Below are 19,872 nucleotides of genomic sequence, written 5' to 3'. Positions count from 1 at the left end.
CTCTGCGGGCGCTGCGGGTCCTGCGGCGTCGAGTGCCGCGGCTCCGGCTGCTGCCGGGACTTCCGCGCCTGTCGGCGGTGGGGCTGCACCGGCGGCCGGTGCGACCCCGGCCGGTGGAGCCGGCGGTGGTGGGCGTGGGCCTGCCGCGCCGGCGGCGGGTGGATTCGCGCCCGATGGGACCACCCCTCCTGCCTCGGGTTCGTCTGCGGGCGGGCGGGATCAGAACGCTCGTGGGAACGACGCGGTCAGCGCCAGTTCGTTGACCGGGGTGCCGGTGCAGCCGTCGCCCGCCGCCGCACCGGTGTCGATGCCGGAACAGCGTGGTCCGGCGTCGTCCGCGCCGCCGGCTGCCGCGCCGCCGTCGCCCGCGCCTCAGCCTGGTGGGTTCGGACCCACCGGCCAGCAAGCCGGGAGCCCCGCGGCACCGGGTCGGTCGGACGGTCCGGCACCGGCACGCACGCCTGAGCCGACGGCTCGTCCCGCGGCGCCGACTTCAGCCGCGCCGACGTCAACGCCGACGTCCACGCCCACTGCCGCGCCGAACTCGCCGGCACCGGCTTCCCGTGGCGGCACGGAGGGTCCGGCTCCTGCGTCGCGTGGTGGAGATCCGTCTCCGACCGGCGACCGGGCGACGCCTGCGACCGACGGTCCCAATCCGGACAGCACCCCGACCGACAGCACTCCGACCGACAGCACCCCGACTGACGGCACGGCGTCCGACAACCAGCCGGCTGACGGCCCGACGACCGACAGCACGCCGACCGACGGCACCGACAGCACGGACACCGACGGCGCCGACCAGCCCACGGAGTTGGTCGGCGAGCCCGGTGACGAGCACTCCCCGGCGGCCAGTCACGAATGGCCCGCAGAAACCGAAACCGCAACCGGGACCGACACCGACACTGGCACCGGCACCGGCTCGGACCCGTTCCCCAACAAGAACGTCTGGGGCCTGCCGGCAGGCGTCGTCGAGGGCTTCTCCCACAACGGCGACTACCACTCCGTCCACGACAGCACGGGCCCCACGGACCAGTCCGTCGGCACGTATGACCAGCGCGCCGCCGCCCTCATCGAGCCGACCTACCAGCCCTACGGCCCGTACGGCGACTACCAGTCGTTCCGCGACGCCCACTCCCACCCGGACGGCAGCATCGCCTGGCCGCCGAACCAGGGCGCGGACGGCCCGCGGGTCGTCGTGGAGCTGCCCGCCGGCACGGTCCTCGACCGCTTCGGCAGCCCCAACGGCGACTTCCTCTCGCCCCTGCGCCCGGACGGTCAGGCGTACGGGTTCGGTGAGCGCGCGATCATGCCGGACAGCCTCGGCAAGGGCTACCACGTCTACGTCCTGGACGCGCCGCTCACGGTGGAGCTGGCGCCGGTCGCGCCCGCGTTCGACCAGAGCGGTGGGGCGCGGCAGCTCCAGCCGGTCCTGGACGCCAACCTCGCCGACCCGGCCACGGGTCAGATGAGCGTGCAGCGCCTGCTGGACCTGGGCGTCATGCGCGAGGTGGACGTGCCACCGGCCGACGGCCGCGTGCTGCCGCCCGACTTCGGCACGTTCGACCGCGACGGCAACGTGCTGACGCCGGAGACGGCGAGCGTCGCGGACGCCCGCGACGGCGCGTTCGACAACTACGCGCCCGCCGACCCGCCGGCCACGCTCACCCCGAACCCGGACCTCGGCCCGGTCGCGCACCAGGGCCCGATCCCGCTGGGCGAGGTGTCGCAGCGCGTCGACCAGGCGATCCGCAACAGCCAGGTCACCGATTCGGGCGTCGCGCTGCACACCGAGGACCGGTTGCGCGACCTGTCGAGCCGCATCCCGGCGAGCGACGGGCACGTCGTCCTCGACATCCACACCGCCGGCGACGGCGTCCGCATCGGCGACACGCACTACACCCGCGCCGAACTGGTCGAGCTGATCAACAACCACCCGGAGCTGGCGGGCAGGCCGATCATGTTCGTCGGCTGCGACGCGGGCGCGGGCGGGGAGAACAGCCTCGCCGCGCACGTCGCGCGGGAAACCGGGCAGCGCGTGATCGCGCCGGACAGCCTGGCCTGGTCGGACCGGCACGGCAACGTCTACGCCAGCTCCCCGAACGACGCCGGCACCGGGCCGCGCATCCCACCGGACGGCGGCTGGCACGCGTTCGAGCCGGACGGCACGCACAGCCCGGCCGGCGAGAACGGGATGCCGCCCGGCCACGAGCCGAAGGGTGACCTCGCCGCCGACGACCAGGCGCACCGCGGCCGGCTCGACATCGAGCCGCAGGTGCAGCAGCCGTGGTCGGCGCCGGAGACGACGCACGAGCGGGACGTCCGGCTGCGCGACGACGAGTCGTACTTCCGCGCCGGGCAGGACCTCCCCGCCGACACCCGGATCACGATCCGCGGCGAGGACGGCGCCGTGCGCACCGTCGTGCACGTGGACGCGAACGGCGCGGTGCACGTGGACGCGATCGCGCCGAACACGCGGCACGGCGAGAACCCCGAGGTGCGCAACCCCGCGCCGAACGCCCACTACCGCGTGGAGCTGGGGCACCGGCACGACGTGTTCGTCGCCAACGCCGACGGCACCCGGCAGACCACCCAGGACTCGATCAAGATCGGCGACCGGGTCGTCCCGATCGAGCGCGCGGTGATCATCGAGCCGGTCCCGGAGCCCGCGAACGGCCGCCAGGCGATCGACCGGGACCACCCGCTGGCGCCGCGGCCGGGCGAGGCGTTCACCGCCCGCGCGGACCTCCCGCCGAGCACGCGCATGGAGGTCCACGACACCGAGGGCACGTACCGCGGCACGGTGCAGACCGACGCGGACGGCAAGCCGAGGTGGGTGGCCGCCCCGGACTACCTGTCGAACGACACCCGCAACCCGGAGGTCCAGCACACCTCCCAGGGCACGAACTACAACATCGACCGCGGTCCGCTGCACCAGGAGTTCACCACGGACTCCCAGGGCCACCCGCAGCACGCCGTCGACCGGACCGAGCCGACCACGACCCGCCAGGCCCCGGTCACCGGCCTCGGGCAGGGCGAGCCGTTCAGCCGGCCGGGTCAGGTGCACGACTCGAACACCGAGTACCTGGTCAGCGACGAGCACGGCCAGCGGCGCGGCCGGTTCCTCACCGACGAGTCGGGCCACGTGGTGTTCGAGGACACCCACTCGGGCCAGCGCAGCCGCGTCAACGCCGAGATCGCGCAGGCGCCGGCGCACGCGCAGGTCACGTCCGATGGCTTCTACGGCCTCGGCCGGGCCGAGCAGCCGGTCCGGACCTGGCCCGCGCCGGCGAACGGCCAGGTCGAGCTGGCCGTGCAGCGCACGAAGACCGACGACGGGTACGTGTACTCGGTGAAGGTCGTCAGCGGTGACACCAGCGGCTGGACGCCGGAGCAGCGGGCCGCCGTCACGCGCCCGTACAACAACGCCGACCCGTTCGCGGCGCGCGCCGACCTGCCGCCGAACACCCGGTTCGTGCTGGACGACCACAAGAAGCAGGGCTACGGCACGTTCCAGACCGGTGACGACGGCACGACGTCGCACGTCCACACGTTCCGGCCGTTCAGCCCGGACCTGAACAACCCGCTGCCGAACGCGGTGCTGGTCGCGGACAACGACATGTGGCGCGGTCGCACCAACGGCGACGGCGAGACGGTCGCGACGACCGGCCGGCCGGACCTGCGGTCGGGTGGCGCGATCCGCCGCGACGGCAGCGCCCAGCTCGACGTCGGCGGTCACGGCGAGGTGGACGCGGACGGCCGCAAGCTGTCCGACGGCGGCCACCACCAGGGCAACGAGACCGGCGGTCCCGGCGAGGCGGCGAACCAGTCCAGCCAGCAGCGCGACCAGAACCAGGGCAACGGGCGACCGGCGTTCACGACGGAGGAGACGTGGCACCGGATGGAGCGGGACCGCGCGAAGTTCCTGAAGTCCGGCGGTACGGTCGAGATGATCGACACGTTCGCCCTGCGCGACCCGCTGCAACGCCACCCTCACACGTACCAGACGCGGTGGCGTGTGACGCTCGCCGACGGCACGACCGAGATCTACGTCAGGAGCTACCCGAATGAGCACAACGCAGCCCTCTGGCCGGCCGACTTCTGAGCAGCGCCACGACGAGCTGCTCCAGCACATCGGCGGCATGCTGCTGGACGCTGCTCCGGACGGCTTCCGGCGGATCGACGTGCTGGTGCGGATGACGGTGGCCGTGCAGGACGTGACGCTGAAGGTCTACCTGCCGGACGGGACCACCCCCGAGGTGTTCCCGCCGGACGGCCTGAACGCGGCGTTCCAGGAGATGCGCCAGGTGCTGTACCAGCCGGGGCGCGGCACGTGGTTCTCGGCGCGGTGCGTGGTGAACGCGCCGGTCCGCATCGACATCACCTACAACTTCGACCACGACCCGCGGTTCGAGCCGCCCGTGCCGGCCGCGGACTTCGCCCGCGACCTCCAGGTCTTCCCGCGTGACGAGGCCTACGTCCCCGACTGGCTGCGCGCCAAGCTCGTCGAGGCGGGCGCGGGCCCCGAGTCTGTGAGCACCGAGGAGCAGAACGCATGACCGCGCCGCAGTTGGACGTCGAGGACCAGAACGCGATCCTGGGCTCCGTCACCACCCTGCTGGTGCAGCGGCTCCCCGGTGACTGGGAGCAGCTGTTCGTCGACTTCCGGATGGTGGGCCGCCACCTGGAGACGCAGGTGTCCGGGCTGACCATGTACGGCTCGTCGTTCGACTGGGAGCTGCCGGAGGAGGCGCTGCCGTTCTTCGTGCAGCTGCGCGACGGCATGGCGCGGCCGGGTCACGGCACGTGGCTGTCGATGAAGTTCCACCTCGTGCACCCGGACACGTACTCGGCGGAGTTCGACCGGGACCACGAGCCGGACTGGACGCGGCCGCCCGCGCCGCACCACTACGTCGAGGAGCTGGAGACCTACCCGCGCGACGACCGCGCGATCCCGGCGTGGCTGCGGGAGCGGGCCGGGCTCGGACCGGCGACGGCCGACGTGTTCGCGGCGCCGCTGTTCGACGCCGTGGACCCCGACGGCGGCCCGCTGCACCACCGGCCCGCGGTGCACCCGCAAGAGCTGGACGACGTGCTCGCGTACCTGGAGAGCGCGCCGGTCGTGCTCGCCGCGCGGTCGTACGGGCCGGACGCGTTCAAGCCGGACGCGACGCCGTCCGTGCCGCTGTCCTTCCACACCGACGGCACGTGGGTGTGGCCGGGCGGCGTGGCGTACTACCTGCGCAACCACAACGTGCCGCCGGTGCCGCAGCTCGTGCAGCACATCCGGGACAACAACTACGCCGTGCCGGACGTCGCCCCGGAGGCGGAGGACGCGGCGGCCGCCGTCGCCACCGGTCAGGCCGCGGGCGCGCCGCTGCCCGAGCACCAGCCGCGGGTGGTCTCCGAGGTCGACCAGCGCGCGCTGGACCAGCTCAAGGCGCGGCTCGACCACTACGGCGTGCCCGAGTCCGAGTACGGCATCGTCGAGCCGAAGCCGGACGCGTTGGTGATCGAGCCCGCGCCCGGCCGGTCGGGCTGGCAGGTCCAGTTCTGGGACGCCAGCCGCGGCCCGCACGGCCGTCCGCGCGTCTACGAGCACGCGGTGGACGCGGCGAAGGTGCTGCTGGCGGAGCTGCTGTGGCGGGCGGAGCCGGGCGCGTCGCGGCCCGCGGGCGCGGACGAGGTGCGGCCGGTCGCGGACATCCAGCCGCTGCCCGACGAGCCGCCGTTGTCGCTGTTCCGCGACCGCGAGGACGTGGTCCTGCCGGTCGGCGTCGAGCTGGACCGCTTCGGCGCGGAGACCGGCAACCTGGCCTACGAGGCGGGCACCGCGTTCGGCAACCGATCGTTGCCACCCGATTGGCTGAACCGCCGGTACCACGTGTACCGAGTGCAGAAGCCGGTGCCGGCGCTGAAGGGCGTCGCGGTGCCGTGGTTCGGCCAGCCGGGCGGCGGCACGGGGTACTTCCTCGCCCGCGCGGTGCGGGAACTCCTGGCCGACGGGAGCCTGGTCGAGGTGGCCGCGGCGACGGTCCGGCAGCCGCAACAGGGGGTCTGAGGGCTGTCGCAGCGCGTCATTAGTCCGTTCGGCTCAGCGGGGTCACGTGCGGGCACGGTGAGTCGCGGGGGAAGATGGTCCACGTGTCCGAGCTGAAGCCGCTGAACCCGACCGAGCAGGATGCGCTGGTCAAGCAGATCGGCCTGACGCTGATGCGTGCCGCTCCGGAGGAGTGGCGTCACGTGACGGCGGAGTACCGCGCGACCGGCCGGTACTTCGAGCTGGCCGCCGAGGTGCGGTCGGCCGACGGCGCCGTGCGCGCGTGGTCGCCGCCCCAGGAGGTCGCCGGCCTGTTCTCGCGGTTGCGCGCGGGCATGTACCGGGACGGCCGTGGCAGCTGGTCCAACGCCCGGTACCAGCTGGACCACCCGTCCAGCTACAACCTGGACTTCGACCGCGCCGAGCCGTCGTGGACGACGCCACCGCCGCCGCAGGCGTACCTCGACGAGATGCGGTTCTTCCCGCGCACCGACGACAACGTGCCGGACTGGCTGCGCCACCGCATCCAGCAGGCCACGCCGCCGCGCGACCCCCAGGCCCCGCCGCCGCGCGCGTTCCGCACGGCCCGCGTGTTCGACGGCGCGGGCCCCGGCGGACGTCCGTCGGTGAACCGCCCGCCGGTCGCCGACACCGACCGCGACCTGCTGCTGAGCTACCTCGACCGGGCGCCGGTCGCGGTGATCGGGCGCGGGTTCGACGCGGACGTGCTGAACCCGGACGCGCCGGCCGTGGTGCCGGTGGCGTTCCAGACCGACGGTCACTGGATCTGGCCCGCCGCGGTCGGCTACTACCTGCGCGCCTACGGCGTGCCGCCGGAGCCTGAGCTGGTGGAGCGGGCCAAGGCGCAGGACTTCGTGCTGCCCGAGGTGACGGAGGAGGCGCGGGTCGCCGCGGCGGCGAACCTGGGTTCGCCGGCCGCGCCGCAGGGCACCGTGCTGCCGGTGGCCGAGCCGCCGGAGGCGCCGGTCGAGGTGGGCGCGACGGTCGCCGCGCCGCTGCCCGACGTGACCGCCGCCGGTGACGCGCCGGGCGCGGCGGTGGACGTCGAGGAGACCGCGAACCTCACCGAGCTGAAGCCCGAGGTCATCGAGTACGCCCAGGACGGGCCGCCCTACCGGGTGCGGTTCGACGAGGACGGCCCGGTGATCGACGACCGGTACCGCCGCGAGTCCTACGTGGAGGGCATGGACCTGTTCGCGCCCGCCGCGTACGAGCGGGAGCTGACCGACACCCAGACCTGGAACCCGTTCACCGACGAGGAGCCGGACCCGGAGCCCGCCGAGGAGACCGCCGAGGTCAAGGCGGTGACGGGCGAGCCGGCGGCCGACCAGTCGGCAGCCGAGCCGCACCACGCCGAGCCGCATGGGGTCGACCCGCATGGGGTTGAGTCGCACCACGCCGAGCCGCACCACGCAGAGCCGCACGAGGTGGAGCCGTACCGGGTCGAGCCGCACCGGGCGGAGCAGCCGGCCGCCGCGACGGAGGTCACCGCCGAGTTCGAGGTCGACCCGGACCGGCTGTACGCGCCGGAGGGCGAGGGGCAGCCGTACGCGGAGCACGACGAGTCGAGGTTCGCCGAGCACGACGAGCCCCGGTTCGCGGAGCAGGCCGGGCCGCAGTTCGCCGCGCACGATGGCGGGCGGTTCGGCGAGCCCGCCGGCCACGACACCACCGGGCACGACACCACCGGGCACGAGGCCCCGGACCAGGGCTTCGCCGAGCGCGACACGGCCGATCACCACCCGGTCGGAGATCACGCGGCAGGGGATCACGCGGCCGACGATCACCGGGACCACGGCGTCGCTGACCAGGGCTTCGCCGACCAGGGTTACGCTGACCAGGGTTACGCCGAGCGCACAGAGTCCCGGTTCGAGGCCCAGGACGACCCGCGCGCCGAGGACGACCACGCCGAGGCCCGCGACCTCCGGGACGACGACCACGGCGAGCACGACGACCACGCGCACGGCGAACACGATGACCACGACGAGCACGAAGAGTCACGGTTCGCCGAGCAGCCCGCGCCCCCGGCGTACGTCGAGCAGCCCACGCAGTACGCCGACGCGGTCGAACTGCTCGACGACGTGAGCCCGCCGCCGGGCCAGGCGCCCGTTCCCGCGCCCGTGCCGGTCCCCGTGCCCGCACCGCCCCAGGCCGAACGCCCGGAACGGCCCCAGGAGCAGACCCGGGAACGGCCCCACGCCGAACGGCCGAAGATCACCCCGCCGCGCCAGGTCACGCCGGACGAGGAGCGCGAGCTGTCCGGCCTCCGCCGCGCGTTGGACGAGCTGGACGTGCCGCCCGCCGCCTACCGGTTCGGCGAGCCCGCCGACCGCACCTGGCTGCTGCGCGTCGAGGGCGAGGACTGGGAGGTGTCGTGGTTCGACCACGGCCCCACGAACCCGGTCCGCTTCGACCGGCTGGAAGACGCCGCCGCCTACCTGGTGGGCAGGCTCGTGCTGACGAACCGCCGCGCGCCGCGCCCGGCTCCGATGCCGCCACCCCCGCCGCCGCAGCGCCCGCGTCCGCCGATGAACAACGGGTTCCGCGCGGAGCCGCCGCGTCCGCCCGGCCCGCCGCCGCGCCCGCCGGTCGACCAGCAGGGGCCGCCCGCCCCGGCGGTCGCCGCACCGCCCACGCCGCCGGCGCAGCCCGCCGCGGCCACCCCGGAGGCCAAGCCGCAGCGCAGCTGGCCGATCAACCCGATGAACGGCGAACCGCCGCTCACCCTGTTCCGGCACAAGAAGATGGTGGAGCTGCCGATCGGCCTGGAGGTGGACCGCTTCGGCGACGGATCGGGCAACCTCGTGTACGCGGCGGGCACCCCGTTCCCGGAGCGCTCGCTGGTGCCGTCGTGGATCAACCGCCCGTACCGGGTGTACCGGCTGCGCCGGCCGGTCGAGGCGTTGACCGGCATCGCGGTGCCGTGGTTCGAGCAGCCGGGTGGCGGCACCGCCTACCTGATGCCGAAGACGATCGAGGACATGCTGGCCGACGGCGTGCTGGTCGAGGTCGCCAACCAGGAGGCCCCGACCCACTGAGCTGGCGCCCAGACCGCGCCGACCCGGAACCCGCCGACCCGGAACCCGCCGACCCGGAACCCGCCGACCCGGCAGGCGGGTCTACGAGACCCGCAGACCGTGCGCGGCGGCGAAGGCGACGGCCGTGTCCAGGTCCACCCGCGCACCGCGCAGGGTGGCCTGGACGAGCCCGTCGGCGTCCAGCCGCGTCCCGCGCAGGTCGGCCCCTTCCAACCGGCAGCCCAGCAACCGGGCCCCGGTCAGGTCGGCGTCGCGCAGGTCCGCCTCCCGCAGGTCGGCGCCTTCGAGGTTGGCCTCGCGCAGCCGCATCCCGCGCAGCGACGCCTTCGGCAGCACGGCCCCGGACAGCCCGGCCAGCGTGAGATCGGTCTCCTTCACCGTGATCGGCCGCATCGCGCAGTCCACGAACACCGACCCGAGCCACGAGCACGACGTGAACGTGGTCGACGCGAGCACCGCGCGGGTGAACCGGCAGGAGCGGAACGCGGTGGCGGTGTGCGTCGACTCGCCCAGGTCGGTCCGGTCGAACGTGCAGTCCGTGAACGTGCAGCCGGACGTCGACACGCCGCGCAGGTCGGCCTCGGTGAAGTCGCACCGGACGAACGACCGCCCCTGCCACCGCTGCCCGTACATGACCGCGTCGGTGTAGTCCTCGTCGATGATCTCCTCGATGATGTCCACTGTCACACCTTGTCATCGTTCGCCAGTTGGTAACCTCCGACCTGCCGGGCAAACCGCCCGGTGCGCGGTCCCGGAGTAGAGACCGCCGCTGACAGGTCGTCAGCCTGCCTAGTGGTCGTGCCCGAGGACTGAAGCCACAACATTCGGGAAGGCACATGACCCGCACGCCCGTGAATGTCACCGTCACCGGTGCGGCCGGCCAGATCGGCTACGCACTCCTGTTCCGCATCGCCTCCGGCCACCTGCTGGGCCCGGACGTACCGGTGCGCCTGCGCCTGCTGGAGATCCCGCAGGCCGTCAAGGCCGCCGAGGGCACCGCGATGGAGCTGGACGACTGCGCGTTCCCGCTGCTGACCGGCATCGACATCACCGACGACGCCAAGACCGCCTTCGACGGCGTCAACGTGGCGCTGCTGGTGGGCGCCCGCCCGCGCACGAAGGGCATGGAGCGCGGAGACCTGCTGGAGGCCAACGGCGGCATCTTCAAGCCGCAGGGCGAGGCGATCAACGCGGGCGCGGCGGACGACGTGCGCGTGCTGGTGGTCGGCAACCCGGCCAACACGAACGCCCTGATCGCCCAGCAGCACGCGCCGGACGTGCCGGCCGCGCGGTTCACCGCGATGACCCGCCTCGACCACAACCGGGCGCTGTCGCAGCTGGCGAAGAAGCTCGGCGTGTCGGTCACCGACATCAAGAAGCTGACGATCTGGGGCAACCACTCGGCCACCCAGTACCCGGACCTGTTCCACGCCGAGGTCAACGGTCAGATCGCGGCCGAGGCCGTGAACGACCAGGCCTGGCTGGAGAACGAGTTCATCCCGACCGTCGCCAAGCGCGGCGCGGCGATCATCGAGGCGCGTGGCGCGTCCTCGGCGGCGTCGGCGGCGAACGCGGCGATCGACCACGTCCACGACTGGGTCAACGGCACCGCCGAGGGCGACTGGGTCTCGATGGCGGTCCCGTCGGACGGCTCGTACGGCGTGCCGGAGGGCCTGATCTCGTCGTTCCCGGTCACCGTGTCGGGCGGCGAGTACTCGATCGTGCAGGGCCTGGAGATCGACGACTTCTCCCGCGCCCGCATCGACGCCTCCGTGGCCGAGCTGGTCGAGGAGCGCGACGCGGTGAAGGCCCTCGGCCTGATCTGATCGTCCGCGCACCGAGCCGTACCCATGAGGGGGCCGCCGAGGGTGGCCCCCTCGTGGCATGTTGGTGGTCATGAACCAGTGGCCCGTGCCCACGCCCGAACTGCCCGCCGACGTCCACCCCGCGCTCGCCGCCACCGCGCTCGCCGCGTCCCGCGCCTACGGCGAGGCGCGCCGCGACTTCACCCGCGTGCAGCTGCGGGAGGAGGTCGCCGACGGCGCCGACGGCACGCCGACCATGCGCGTGGACGCGATCGTGGAGGCCGCGATCGCCGAGGCCGCCGCGGCGGCGGGCGCGAACCTGCTGTCCGAGGAGGCGGGCTTCCTGGACAACGGTTCCGCCGCGACCCTCGTGATCGACCCGGTGGACGGGTCCGCGAACGCCGCGCTCGGCGTGCCGCTGTCGTGCTTCGCGGGCGCGCTGGTGATCGACGACGAGCCGGTGGAGGCGCTCACCGTCTGGTTCGACACCGGCCGGGCGTGGTCGGCGCACGCGGACCGGCCCACGCCGTACCGCACGACCGGCCGCACGTCGCTCAAGGGCGCGTCGGTGTGCCTGATGCGCCCCAAGCGCGGCACCGAGGAGGCGTGGATGCGGGTGGCGAACCAGGCCGACCGCATCCGCGTGCTGTGCACGACGTGCCTGGAGGCGATGTTGGTCGCGGAGGGCTCGGTGGACGCGTTCGCCGACCCCGGTTCGGACACCCACCGGCTGATGGACCTGATCGCCGCCCTGGTGACGGTGCCCGCCGCCGGCGGCGCGCTGCTCGACCTGCGCGGCCGGCCGCTGACGTTCGACCTGGACCTGTCGCGCCGGTGGTCGGGCATCGCCGCCGCGACGCCCGCGCTGGCCGACGAGCTGATCACCACGATCCTCGGTTGATCGGAACCGGCGGAACGGGGAGCGTTCCCAGGTTGCCGTTTCGCTCACGCCGCCGCGCCGGCGCGCCGTTCGATCACGCGGATCGGTACCACCGCGCGGTTTCCGCGACCGCCTGCTCGTGCGGCGTGACGGGGAACCGGCCGAACGTCGCCTCGAACGCCGAGTGGTCCACGACCCACGGCGCGGTCCGCTGGTGCGCCAGTTCGCCGATGCCGCGCAGCCGCTTGTCGAACAGCGCGCCGAGGGTGATGACCCCGGACGGCAACGCCCGCGGCTTGCGCCCGTTGCCGAGCACGCGCCCGGCGAGGGCGATGAACTCGCGCACGGTCACCGTCTCGGCGGCCGGCGTGTGCCACACCCCGCCGTCGGCGCGCTCGTCGTCACCGAGCACGATCTGCGCGCGGGCGGTGTCGGCGAGGTGGGCGAACGTGTGCGGCACGTCCAGCGGGCCGAACCACATCGCGGCCTTGCCCAGCGCCATCGGCTTGACGACCAGCTCGCCGGGCAGCGAGCCGGCGCCGCCGGGGCCGTAGTAGTCCGAGGACCGGCCGATCGCGACCGGCACGGACGCCTGCCGCAAGCGCTTGCCCAGCTCGCTGCGCAGCTTCTCCTTCACCCCGATCGGGCGTTCCGGCGTGGCCTCGGTCAGCGGGCCCGTCACCGGCCCGTACGCGTAGAGGTTGTCCGCGTACACGATCTTCGCGCCCACGGCCTCGGCCGCCGCGACGGTGTTCTCCACCATCGTCGGCAGCATGGCGGCCCAACTCGGGTACGGCACGTTGGCGGCCAGGTGGACCACCGAGGCGCCCCGGACGGCGTCGAGCGTCGCGGCACGGTCCAGCAGATCGGCCCGGAAGTCTTGCGCGCCTTCAGGAATTCCACCCGAACGTGTTACCGCGCGGACCTCTCTGCCGTCCGCCACGAGTTGCCGGGCGATCTCCCGGCCGATGCCCCGCCCCGCTCCCAGCACGACCACCGTCATGACGCCCCCTCGGTACGAAGCTCTCACTGTTGTTAGAAGTTCTAACACAAGTTAGAGTGCTTCTGTCAAGGAGGTTCCGGGCAGTGGTCAACGCGCGTCGTGAGCGGTTCCGCGAGGAGACGAAGGACGAGGCCAAGCGCATCGCGCTGGAGCAGTTGGCGCAGCAGGGGATCGGGGGTGTCTCGGTCAACGCCATCGCCAAGCGCATGGGCGTGACCGGGCCCGCGCTCTACCGGTACTTCAAGGGGCGCGACGACCTGCTGACCGAGCTCGTGCGCGACGCGTGGCACGACCTCGCGGACGCGGTGGAGGCCGCCGTCGCGGCGGCCGAGGGCGCGGAACCACCCGAGCGGGTCCGTGCGTTCGCGGCGGCGTTCCGGGCGTGGGCGGTCGACGCGCCGCACCGCTACCTGCTGCTGTTCGGCACGCCGGTGCCGGGCTACCAGGCGCCCGTGGACACGATCGCGGCCGCGCACCGCACGATGAGCGCGTTCCTGAGCGTGCTGCCGGCGGCAGCCGGAGCGGCGGCGGGAACGCGGGACGAAGCCCGTGGAGGGCCCACGACCGAGCGCGCCGCACTGGACGCCCAGCTCGCGGCGTGGGCCGACTCACGCGGCGAGGGGTCCGTGCCCCCCGCCGTCCTGCTCACCGGCCTGCGGGGGTTCACCAGGCTGCACGGCGTGCTGAGCCTGGAGGTCACCGGCCAGTTCGGACCTATGGGGATCGACCCGGCGCTGGTCTACCGCGCCGAGGTCGAGTCCTTGATCCTGGGTGATTCCGAGGTCCGCGGCTCGACCAGGCTGTCGGGGCCGGGGTAGACCAGCCCTTCGTGGCCGTCGGAGAAGCGGACGAGGTACGGGGGCGCACCTTCCGAGCCGCGCACTTCCAGGATCTCGCCGATCGTCTCGTCGAGGCCCACCGCGCGGCTGTGGATGTGCAACCGGTCGCCTACTGTCGCGTGCATCTGCAACACCTCCGGTGCGTCACAGCGTAGAACTGTCCCGAAGGTACCGACAGCCTGACAATTCCGCTCAGGCGCAGGCGTTCGACAACTTCGCGACCTGGTCCAGCTTCTCCTGCGACCACGCGGCGAAGTTCGACGGGTCGAGGTCCTGGACCGTCACGTTGCTCATGGTGTCGGAGACACCCGTGATGGCGTCCTTGAGCGTCGTGTCCCCGGCCTTGGCGGCGAGGTCGTTCAGCTCCTGGGCCTTCTTCTGGGTCTCCTCCATCGCCTTCTGCGGGTCCGCCGTGTCCGGGGTGAAGCCCGCGAGCTTGAGCGCCTCGATGCAGAGCGTCGCCTTGTCGGCGGCCTGGTTGACCTGGTTGGCCGTGTCCGAAGCCTGCTGCACGGCCTCGCACCCGGACACCGCCCCGACGAGCCCCAGAGCCAGGAGGAAGGTGGCGACCGGACGACCTGCGCGCATAAGGGGCTCCCGTTTTTGTGTTGACCGTTTCGTCCGACTCTACCGACGCGCGTACAGCCGACGCACCACATCGTCGATTTCCGGTTCCACCACTACGAGGTCGTGCACCTCCGCGCGGGCCGCGACGGCCGCGATCAGCGCCGCCGCCGTGGTGTCGGACCGGCGGAACGCGAGGTGGTGTCGCAAACCGTTCAGCTCGGCGCGGGCGGACGTGACGCCGGGCAGGTCCGCCAACCCGGTGGCGGGTTTCTCCAGGTCCACGACCAGGACGCGGTCCGGGGCGACCTCGGCCCGCAGCCCGTCCAGCGGCCCGTCGGCGAGCACCGTGCCGCGGTCGATCACGACCAGGCGCGGGCACAGCCGCTCGATGTCGTCGAGGTCGTGCGTGGTGAGCAGCAGGGTGGTGCCCCGCTGGGTGTTCAGGTCGGCCAGGAATTCGCGCAGCCGTTCCTTCGATTCCAGGTCGAGGCCGATCGTGGGCTCGTCCAGGACGAGCAGTTCCGGACCGTGCAGCAGGGCCGCGGTGACCTCGCCGCGCATCCGCTGGCCCAACGAGAGCTGGCGGACCGGGGTGCCCAGGAACGGCCCCAGCTCCAGCAGGTCCACGCACTCCCGCAGCCTGGTCTCGTGGTCGGCGCGCGGCACCCGGTAGATGGCGCGGAGGAGGTCGAAGCTGTCCCGCAGCGGCAGGTCCCACCAGAGCTGGCTGCGCTGGCCGAACACGACGCCGATCCGCCGGGCCAGGTCGCGCCGGGACCTCGAAGGGTCCACACCGGACACTCGGACGTGCCCGGACGTCGGCACCAGGATGCCGGTGAGCATCTTGATGGTGGTGGACTTGCCCGCGCCGTTGGGCCCGACGTAGCCGACGGCCTCGCCCGCCGCGACGTCGAAGCTGACCGCGTCCACCGCGCGAACGGTGTGCTTGCGGCGCTTGAACCGGCCGATCTTCGTGGTGACCGTGAACTCCCGGCGCAGGTCGCGCACCTCGATCATGACCCAGTCCCTCGGTAGTGGCGGACGGCGGCCCGCCAGACGAGTCCGGCGGCGGTGGCCGCGGCGACGGCGACGAGCGGCGAGATCCAGCCCAGGAGCGCGGGGCCGCCCAACGGGTCGGGGCGGTCGAGCAGGGCGAGGCTGGGGTAGTAGGCGACGAACGCGCCGGGCACGACGAACGCGAAGAATCGTCGCAACCACGGGCCGTAGACGGTGGCGGGGTAGGAGGTGAACGCGTTGCTGCCGTAGGTGACCGCGTTGGCCATCTCCTGGCCGTCGACGAGCCAGAAGCAGACGGCGTTGGCCGCGACCCACACCGAGGAGAAGATCACCGCGCCGCTGATCGGCGCCACCACGACGAGCAGCGCGGTCCACGGCGACCACGCGACGTCGTTGTGCCCCAACGCGTACACCAGCACCACCAGGCCCGCGACGATCCGGCCGATCTTCCGCAGGTGCAGGTCCGCGGTCATCATCTGCGCGAGCGTGCCCAGCGGTCGGAGCAGGATGACGTCGAACCGGCCGGTGCGGATCTGCGTCGGCAGCTCGTCCAGTTGGCCCGCGACCAGGTCCGCGATGCCGAAGGCGGTGCCCGCGATCGCGTACATGAGGACGACCTCGTGCACCGAGAACCCGCCGAGCGCGCTGATCCGGTTGAACAGCACCAGGATGATCGCCAATTCGGTCAGCTGGCCGAACGCCTGCGCGACGCACTGGAGCGCGAACGACGTCCGGTACGACATCTGGCCGCGCAGCCGTGCGCCGACGAGCTTGGCGTACACGGCGGTCTTGGTGGGGACGCCCTCAGCCACCCTGCACCACAACCTTGCGGACGGCGCGGTTCAGCACCAGGTGGCCGGCGGCGAGCACCGCGACGGCCCAGAACGCCTGGCCCGCCAGCAGCGGCCACGGCGAGCCGCGTTCGAGGAAGACTTCCACCGGCGCTTGCAGCATGGACGGGAACGGGGTGGACCAGACGACGGCCCTCGCCCAGTCCGGGAAGAACGCGATCGGCACGGCCAGACCGCAGAACAGCCACGTGAACGCGGTGTAGAGGGCCTGCGTGCCGCGGCTGTCGAGCAGCCAGAACGCGGTGGCGTTGAGCAGGAACCGCATGCCGAAGCTGACCGTGACGCCGAGCGCCACGCTGACCGCGAACACCGGCAGGACGCCCGGCGCGGGCCACCGGAACGGGAAGAACAGGGCGCCGAACGCGATGGGCGGCGCGAGCCGCACGACCACGGCGTACCCGGCGCGGCCGACGTCCTCGGCCAACAACGCCATCTGGAGGTGCCAGGGGCGGTAGAGGTCGATCACGACGTCCCCGGTGCGGACGCGCTCGGCGAGGTGGTTGTCGCCCCACAGGACGACGACGGCCATCAGGCCCTGGCCGAGCCACACGTACGTCGCGGTGGCGGCGACGTCGTAGCCCGCGATGGGCCCGGACGAGACCGCGGCGGTCAGGACGGCCAACCTGAGCAGGCCGAACACGACGTTCGTCGCCATTCCGGCGACCATCGCCTGTCGATAGGTGGAGTACCTTCGGAAACCGGCCAGCGCTAGATGGGCGTAGGCGCGCACGTCTACCCACCCTAGGAACGCCGGCAACCGGTTTTACGCCCGGCGCGCGGCCTGGGGGCGCGTCAGGCCCGCGCGGCTGCGGGAGTTTCAGGCCCGCGCGGCCCTGGCGGCGTCAGACGCCGTGCGGCCCTGGGGAGTCAGGCCTCGTGCGGCCCTGGGGGCGTCAGGCCTCGTGCGGCTTGGGGAGTGTCAGGCCCGTGCGGCCAGCCAGTCCGCGGCCCGCGACCGCAGCCCGTCGTCCCGGACGTGCGGGATGACCGGTTCCAGGGCGCGGGCGACCACCTTCTGGTGCCGTGCCGGGAGGTCGGTCTCGGCGAGCACGTCGGCCGCCAGCGCGTCCGGGTCCGCCGCCCACGGCCCGAGGGACCGGACCAGCCTGGCCCGCAACGCGAACCGGTTGGCGACCGCCCGTTCCCGCCGCACGCCGCTGCGCTCGCCGCCGTGCGAGGCCGCCAGCGCCACCGCCGCCCACGCCAGCCGGTTGGCGCCGGGGCGCTCGTCGTCGTACACGCGGCCCTGCGCCAGCACCCGGACCCACTCCCAGTCGTTCGGGTCGCTCATCGTCGCGCCGCCAGGACGCCGTCGAGGAGGCCGGGGTACAGCGCGTCGAGGTCGTCCCGGCGCAGCGTGCTGATCCGCGACGTCCCCTGCGGGCGGACGTGGACCACGCCGGCCTCGCGCAACGTCCGCACGTGGTGGGTGAGGGTCGACGCCGTCACGCCGAGGTCGAGCACGCCGCAGGACAGGCCCTGCTCGCAGTCGGCGAGGGCGCGGACGATCCGGAGCCGGACCGGGTCGGCCAGCGCGTGCAGGACGGACGTTATCCGGATCTCGTCCCGCGCCGGGTGGGCGAGCGTGGTGGTCATGCGGTCCACACTACGAGAACGGTCTTACTTTGATGATTGTCGTAGTACGGTGTCCGTCACATGAGGAGCTGCACGTCTCCCACGCCACGGCCGGACAGCTCCTCACCGCGTTCGCCATCGCCTACGCCGTCTCGTCACCGCTGTCGCTCGAGCCGCGCGACCCTCAGGACCCGCCGAACGCGCTGGTGGTCGTCTCACCGACGCCGACCGGCCCCGCCAGGCAGTGGAAGTAGGTCTCCTCGCCGTCCGTGAAGCCGACCGCGGTGAACTTCCAGCCCGACGTGTCCACGGTCGGCCGGGTGTTGGCCTTCATGGCGTCGGCCGTGCACACGCCGACGACCTCCGGAGCCTTGAGCAGCTCGTCGTTGTCCACGTCCGGGATGGGGCCGGAGAGCCAGCCGCCCGAGAACGCCTCCCAGTAGTGGTCCTCCGAGCAGTTCCCGACCCGCCGCGCCGACGCCGCCTGACCGCCGATCGAGACGATGCCGCGGTAGCACGTCGGCTCGGCGACGCAGTAGCCCGTCGCGCACTCCTCCAGGGAAGGCGGCGGCAGGACCGTGCCGGCGGTGGCGCCGGAGGACGGCCCCGCGGCGGCGTCGGAGGACGGCCCGGCGGTGGCGTCGTTCCTGGTCGCCCACCACCACGTGCCGATCGCGACGACGGTCGCCAGCGCGGCGGCCCCGATCACCAGCGACCACGGCTTCCTGGTGGGCGGCCGGACGTAGCCGGAGCCGTGCACCGGAGGTCCGACGGGCCGCAGCGCCTGTGCCGGTGCCTGTGCCGGTGCCTGTGTCGGCAGGGTCGGGCCGTCGGGCGCCATCACGAGGCGACTCAGGTCGTCCCGCAACCGCGCCGCGCTGGCCGTGCGACGTCCCACGTCGGGGTCGAGGGCCCGCACCAGCACGTCGTGCAGCTCGCGCGGCACACCGGGCACGGGCGGCACGGGGGAGCGCAGCACCTCGCCCAGGTGGTCGAACGAGTCGATCGGCCACGGCACCGGGCGCGGCGGCTTGCCGGCGAGCAGGTCGTACAGGGTCGCGGCCAGGGCGTAGACGTCGGCGGTGGGCGTGGGGGCCGCCATCGCGAACGCCTCGGGCGGCGCGTAGCTCGGGCTCAGCGCGTCACGGGTGACGGTGCTGGAGCCCTCGGAGTCCAGCAGCGCCGCGAGCCCGAAGTCGGCGAGCTTGGCCGTGCCGTACCGGTCGAGCAGGATGTTGCCCGGCTTGATGTCGCGGTGCAGCACGCCCTCCGCGTGGGCGGCGGCGAGCGCGTCCGCCAGTTGCACGCCGAGCTGCCGCACCCGTTCCGCGGGCAGCGGCCCGTCCCGCCGGACCACGTCCGCGAGCGACCCGCCCGCGCACAGCTCCATCACCAGGTAGGGCGTGCCCTGCGGGGTGAAGGCGGCGTCGTGCACCGAGACGACGTGCGGGTGCCCGGACAGCCGGGCGGCGGCGTGCGCCTCGCGCAGGAAGCGCCGCCGGTCGCGTTCGGTCTGCAGCACCCGGTTGTCGATCTTGACGGCGACGTCGCGGTTCAGCTGGACCTGCCGGGCGCGGTAGACGGTGGCGAAGCCGCCCTGTCCCAGCGGGGTGAGGTCGGAGAGTCCGGGCAACTGCACGCCGGGACTCTAGCCGTTGGCGACGGCCGCTTTGGCTGCCTTCTTGAACGCGCGCACCTCGGCCAGCGTCTCGGCGCTCGTGACGTCGGCGATGGACCGCCGCGAGCCCTCCTCGCCGTACGCCCCGGCCGCCTCCCGCCACCCGTCCGGGGTGACGCCGAGCTGCTTGCCCAGCAGGGCGACGAAGATGCGGGCCTTCTGGTCGCCGAAGCCGGGCAGCGCCTTGACGCGCCGGAAGACCTCCTTGCCGTCCGGCTTGCCCGCCTTCCAGATGTTGGACGCCTTGCCCTTGTAGTTGTCGATCACGTGCAGGGCCAGCGCGTGCACCCGCCGTGCCATGGAGGCGCCGTAGCGGTGGATCGCGGGCGGCTGCACGCACAGCTCCACGAACTCGTCCACATCGGTCTCCGCGATCTTCGTGATGCTGAACCCGTCCATCCGGTCCGCGATCTTGCGCGGGCCGGCGAAGGCGTGCTCCATCGGGAACTGCTGGTCCAGCAGGAGTCCGGTGAGCAGCGCGAACGGGTCCTCGCTGAGCAGCTTGTCGGCCTCCGGGTCCCCGGTCAGGCGCAGCTTCTTCGGCATGGCCACATCCTCCCA

At 73.1% G+C, this 19,872-nt stretch carries 18 protein-coding genes; 7 read left to right on the top strand and 11 right to left on the bottom strand.

Annotation, left to right across the window (positions count from 1 at the left end):
- The first annotated feature begins 811 nt into the window (after window positions 1-811).
- From ACRAKH_RS31430 to ACRAKH_RS31415, 4 genes are all read left to right on the top strand, one after another.
- On the top strand, window positions 812-4,102 hold the full coding sequence (locus ACRAKH_RS31430) for a glycohydrolase toxin TNT-related protein (RefSeq protein WP_380728966.1): 3,291 nt from the start codon (window positions 812-814) through the stop codon (window positions 4,100-4,102).
- Window positions 4,065-4,556: a hypothetical protein gene (locus ACRAKH_RS31425; protein ID WP_380728964.1), complete on the top strand. Its 492-nt coding sequence runs from the start codon at window positions 4,065-4,067 to the stop codon at window positions 4,554-4,556. The genes ACRAKH_RS31430 and ACRAKH_RS31425 overlap by 38 nt, the downstream gene beginning before the upstream one ends.
- Window positions 4,553-6,058: a TNT domain-containing protein gene (locus tag ACRAKH_RS31420; protein ID WP_380728962.1), complete on the top strand. Its 1,506-nt coding sequence runs from the start codon at window positions 4,553-4,555 to the stop codon at window positions 6,056-6,058. The genes ACRAKH_RS31425 and ACRAKH_RS31420 overlap by 4 nt, the downstream gene beginning before the upstream one ends.
- Before the next feature lie 83 nt (window positions 6,059-6,141).
- On the top strand, window positions 6,142-9,096 hold the full coding sequence (locus tag ACRAKH_RS31415; RefSeq protein ID WP_447009472.1) for a glycohydrolase toxin TNT-related protein: 2,955 nt from the start codon (window positions 6,142-6,144) through the stop codon (window positions 9,094-9,096).
- A gap of 81 nt (window positions 9,097-9,177) precedes the next feature.
- Here the strand turns inward: ACRAKH_RS31415 and ACRAKH_RS31410 are convergent, their stop codons facing one another.
- A complete protein-coding gene (locus ACRAKH_RS31410; RefSeq protein WP_380723647.1) occupies window positions 9,178-9,729 on the bottom strand; it encodes a pentapeptide repeat-containing protein in 552 nt (183 codons plus the stop codon).
- A 203-nt stretch (window positions 9,730-9,932) separates the two neighbouring features.
- On the opposite strand from ACRAKH_RS31410, the gene ACRAKH_RS31405 reads away from it, so the two are divergent.
- Window positions 9,933-10,922 (top strand): malate dehydrogenase, encoded by a 990-nt coding sequence (locus ACRAKH_RS31405; protein WP_380723644.1) that lies wholly within the window; start codon window positions 9,933-9,935, stop codon window positions 10,920-10,922.
- 70 nt (window positions 10,923-10,992) lie between these two features.
- Window positions 10,993-11,802, top strand: a complete 810-nt coding sequence (locus ACRAKH_RS31400; RefSeq protein ID WP_380723643.1) for an inositol monophosphatase family protein — start codon at window positions 10,993-10,995, stop codon at window positions 11,800-11,802.
- 73 nt (window positions 11,803-11,875) lie between these two features.
- On the opposite strand, the gene ACRAKH_RS31395 is transcribed toward ACRAKH_RS31400, so the two are convergent.
- Entirely contained in the window at window positions 11,876-12,784 is a 909-nt protein-coding gene (locus ACRAKH_RS31395) for an NAD-dependent epimerase/dehydratase family protein (RefSeq protein ID WP_380723642.1), read from the bottom strand.
- An 83-nt stretch (window positions 12,785-12,867) separates the two neighbouring features.
- On the opposite strand from ACRAKH_RS31395, the gene ACRAKH_RS31390 reads away from it, so the two are divergent.
- Window positions 12,868-13,602 (top strand): TetR/AcrR family transcriptional regulator, encoded by a 735-nt coding sequence (locus ACRAKH_RS31390; RefSeq protein ID WP_380723641.1) that lies wholly within the window; start codon window positions 12,868-12,870, stop codon window positions 13,600-13,602.
- Here ACRAKH_RS31390 and ACRAKH_RS31385 read toward each other — a convergent pair.
- The 9 genes from ACRAKH_RS31385 to ACRAKH_RS31345 all read right to left on the bottom strand — a co-directional run bounded on the left by ACRAKH_RS31385 (window position 13,524) and on the right by ACRAKH_RS31345 (window position 19,857).
- On the bottom strand, window positions 13,524-13,748 hold the full coding sequence (locus tag ACRAKH_RS31385) for a DUF1918 domain-containing protein (RefSeq protein WP_380723640.1): 225 nt from the start codon (window positions 13,746-13,748) through the stop codon (window positions 13,524-13,526). The two genes, ACRAKH_RS31390 and ACRAKH_RS31385, sit on opposite strands and share 79 nt — an antisense overlap.
- Before the next feature lie 67 nt (window positions 13,749-13,815).
- On the bottom strand, window positions 13,816-14,211 hold the full coding sequence (locus ACRAKH_RS31380) for a bacteriophage spanin2 family protein (protein ID WP_380723639.1): 396 nt from the start codon (window positions 14,209-14,211) through the stop codon (window positions 13,816-13,818).
- A gap of 39 nt (window positions 14,212-14,250) precedes the next feature.
- The gene (locus tag ACRAKH_RS31375; RefSeq protein WP_380723638.1) at window positions 14,251-15,207 is read right to left on the bottom strand and encodes an ABC transporter ATP-binding protein; all 957 of its coding nucleotides are present in this window, start codon (window positions 15,205-15,207) and stop codon (window positions 14,251-14,253) included.
- On the bottom strand, window positions 15,204-16,019 hold the full coding sequence (locus ACRAKH_RS31370) for an ABC transporter permease (RefSeq protein ID WP_380723637.1): 816 nt from the start codon (window positions 16,017-16,019) through the stop codon (window positions 15,204-15,206). Before ACRAKH_RS31370 ends, ACRAKH_RS31375 begins: the two co-directional genes overlap by 4 nt.
- The gene (locus ACRAKH_RS31365) at window positions 16,012-16,713 is read right to left on the bottom strand and encodes an ABC transporter permease (RefSeq protein ID WP_380723636.1); all 702 of its coding nucleotides are present in this window, start codon (window positions 16,711-16,713) and stop codon (window positions 16,012-16,014) included. Before ACRAKH_RS31365 ends, ACRAKH_RS31370 begins: the two co-directional genes overlap by 8 nt.
- 264 nt (window positions 16,714-16,977) lie before the next feature.
- The gene (locus ACRAKH_RS31360) at window positions 16,978-17,349 is read right to left on the bottom strand and encodes a hypothetical protein (protein ID WP_380723635.1); all 372 of its coding nucleotides are present in this window, start codon (window positions 17,347-17,349) and stop codon (window positions 16,978-16,980) included.
- Window positions 17,346-17,654, bottom strand: a complete 309-nt coding sequence (locus ACRAKH_RS31355; protein ID WP_380723634.1) for an ArsR/SmtB family transcription factor — start codon at window positions 17,652-17,654, stop codon at window positions 17,346-17,348. The genes ACRAKH_RS31360 and ACRAKH_RS31355 overlap by 4 nt, the downstream gene beginning before the upstream one ends.
- Window positions 17,655-17,817: 163 nt before the next feature.
- The gene (locus ACRAKH_RS31350; RefSeq protein WP_380723633.1) at window positions 17,818-19,272 is read right to left on the bottom strand and encodes a serine/threonine-protein kinase; all 1,455 of its coding nucleotides are present in this window, start codon (window positions 19,270-19,272) and stop codon (window positions 17,818-17,820) included.
- Window positions 19,273-19,281: 9 nt separating this feature from the next.
- Window positions 19,282-19,857: an HhH-GPD-type base excision DNA repair protein gene (locus tag ACRAKH_RS31345; protein WP_380723632.1), complete on the bottom strand. Its 576-nt coding sequence runs from the start codon at window positions 19,855-19,857 to the stop codon at window positions 19,282-19,284.
- Between the last annotated feature and the right edge of the window lie 15 nt (window positions 19,858-19,872).

It is taken from the genome of Saccharothrix hoggarensis (assembly GCF_052936025.1).
The sequence above is the reverse complement of the archived record's forward strand: the minus strand, read 5'-3'. Positions and strand labels throughout refer to the sequence as shown.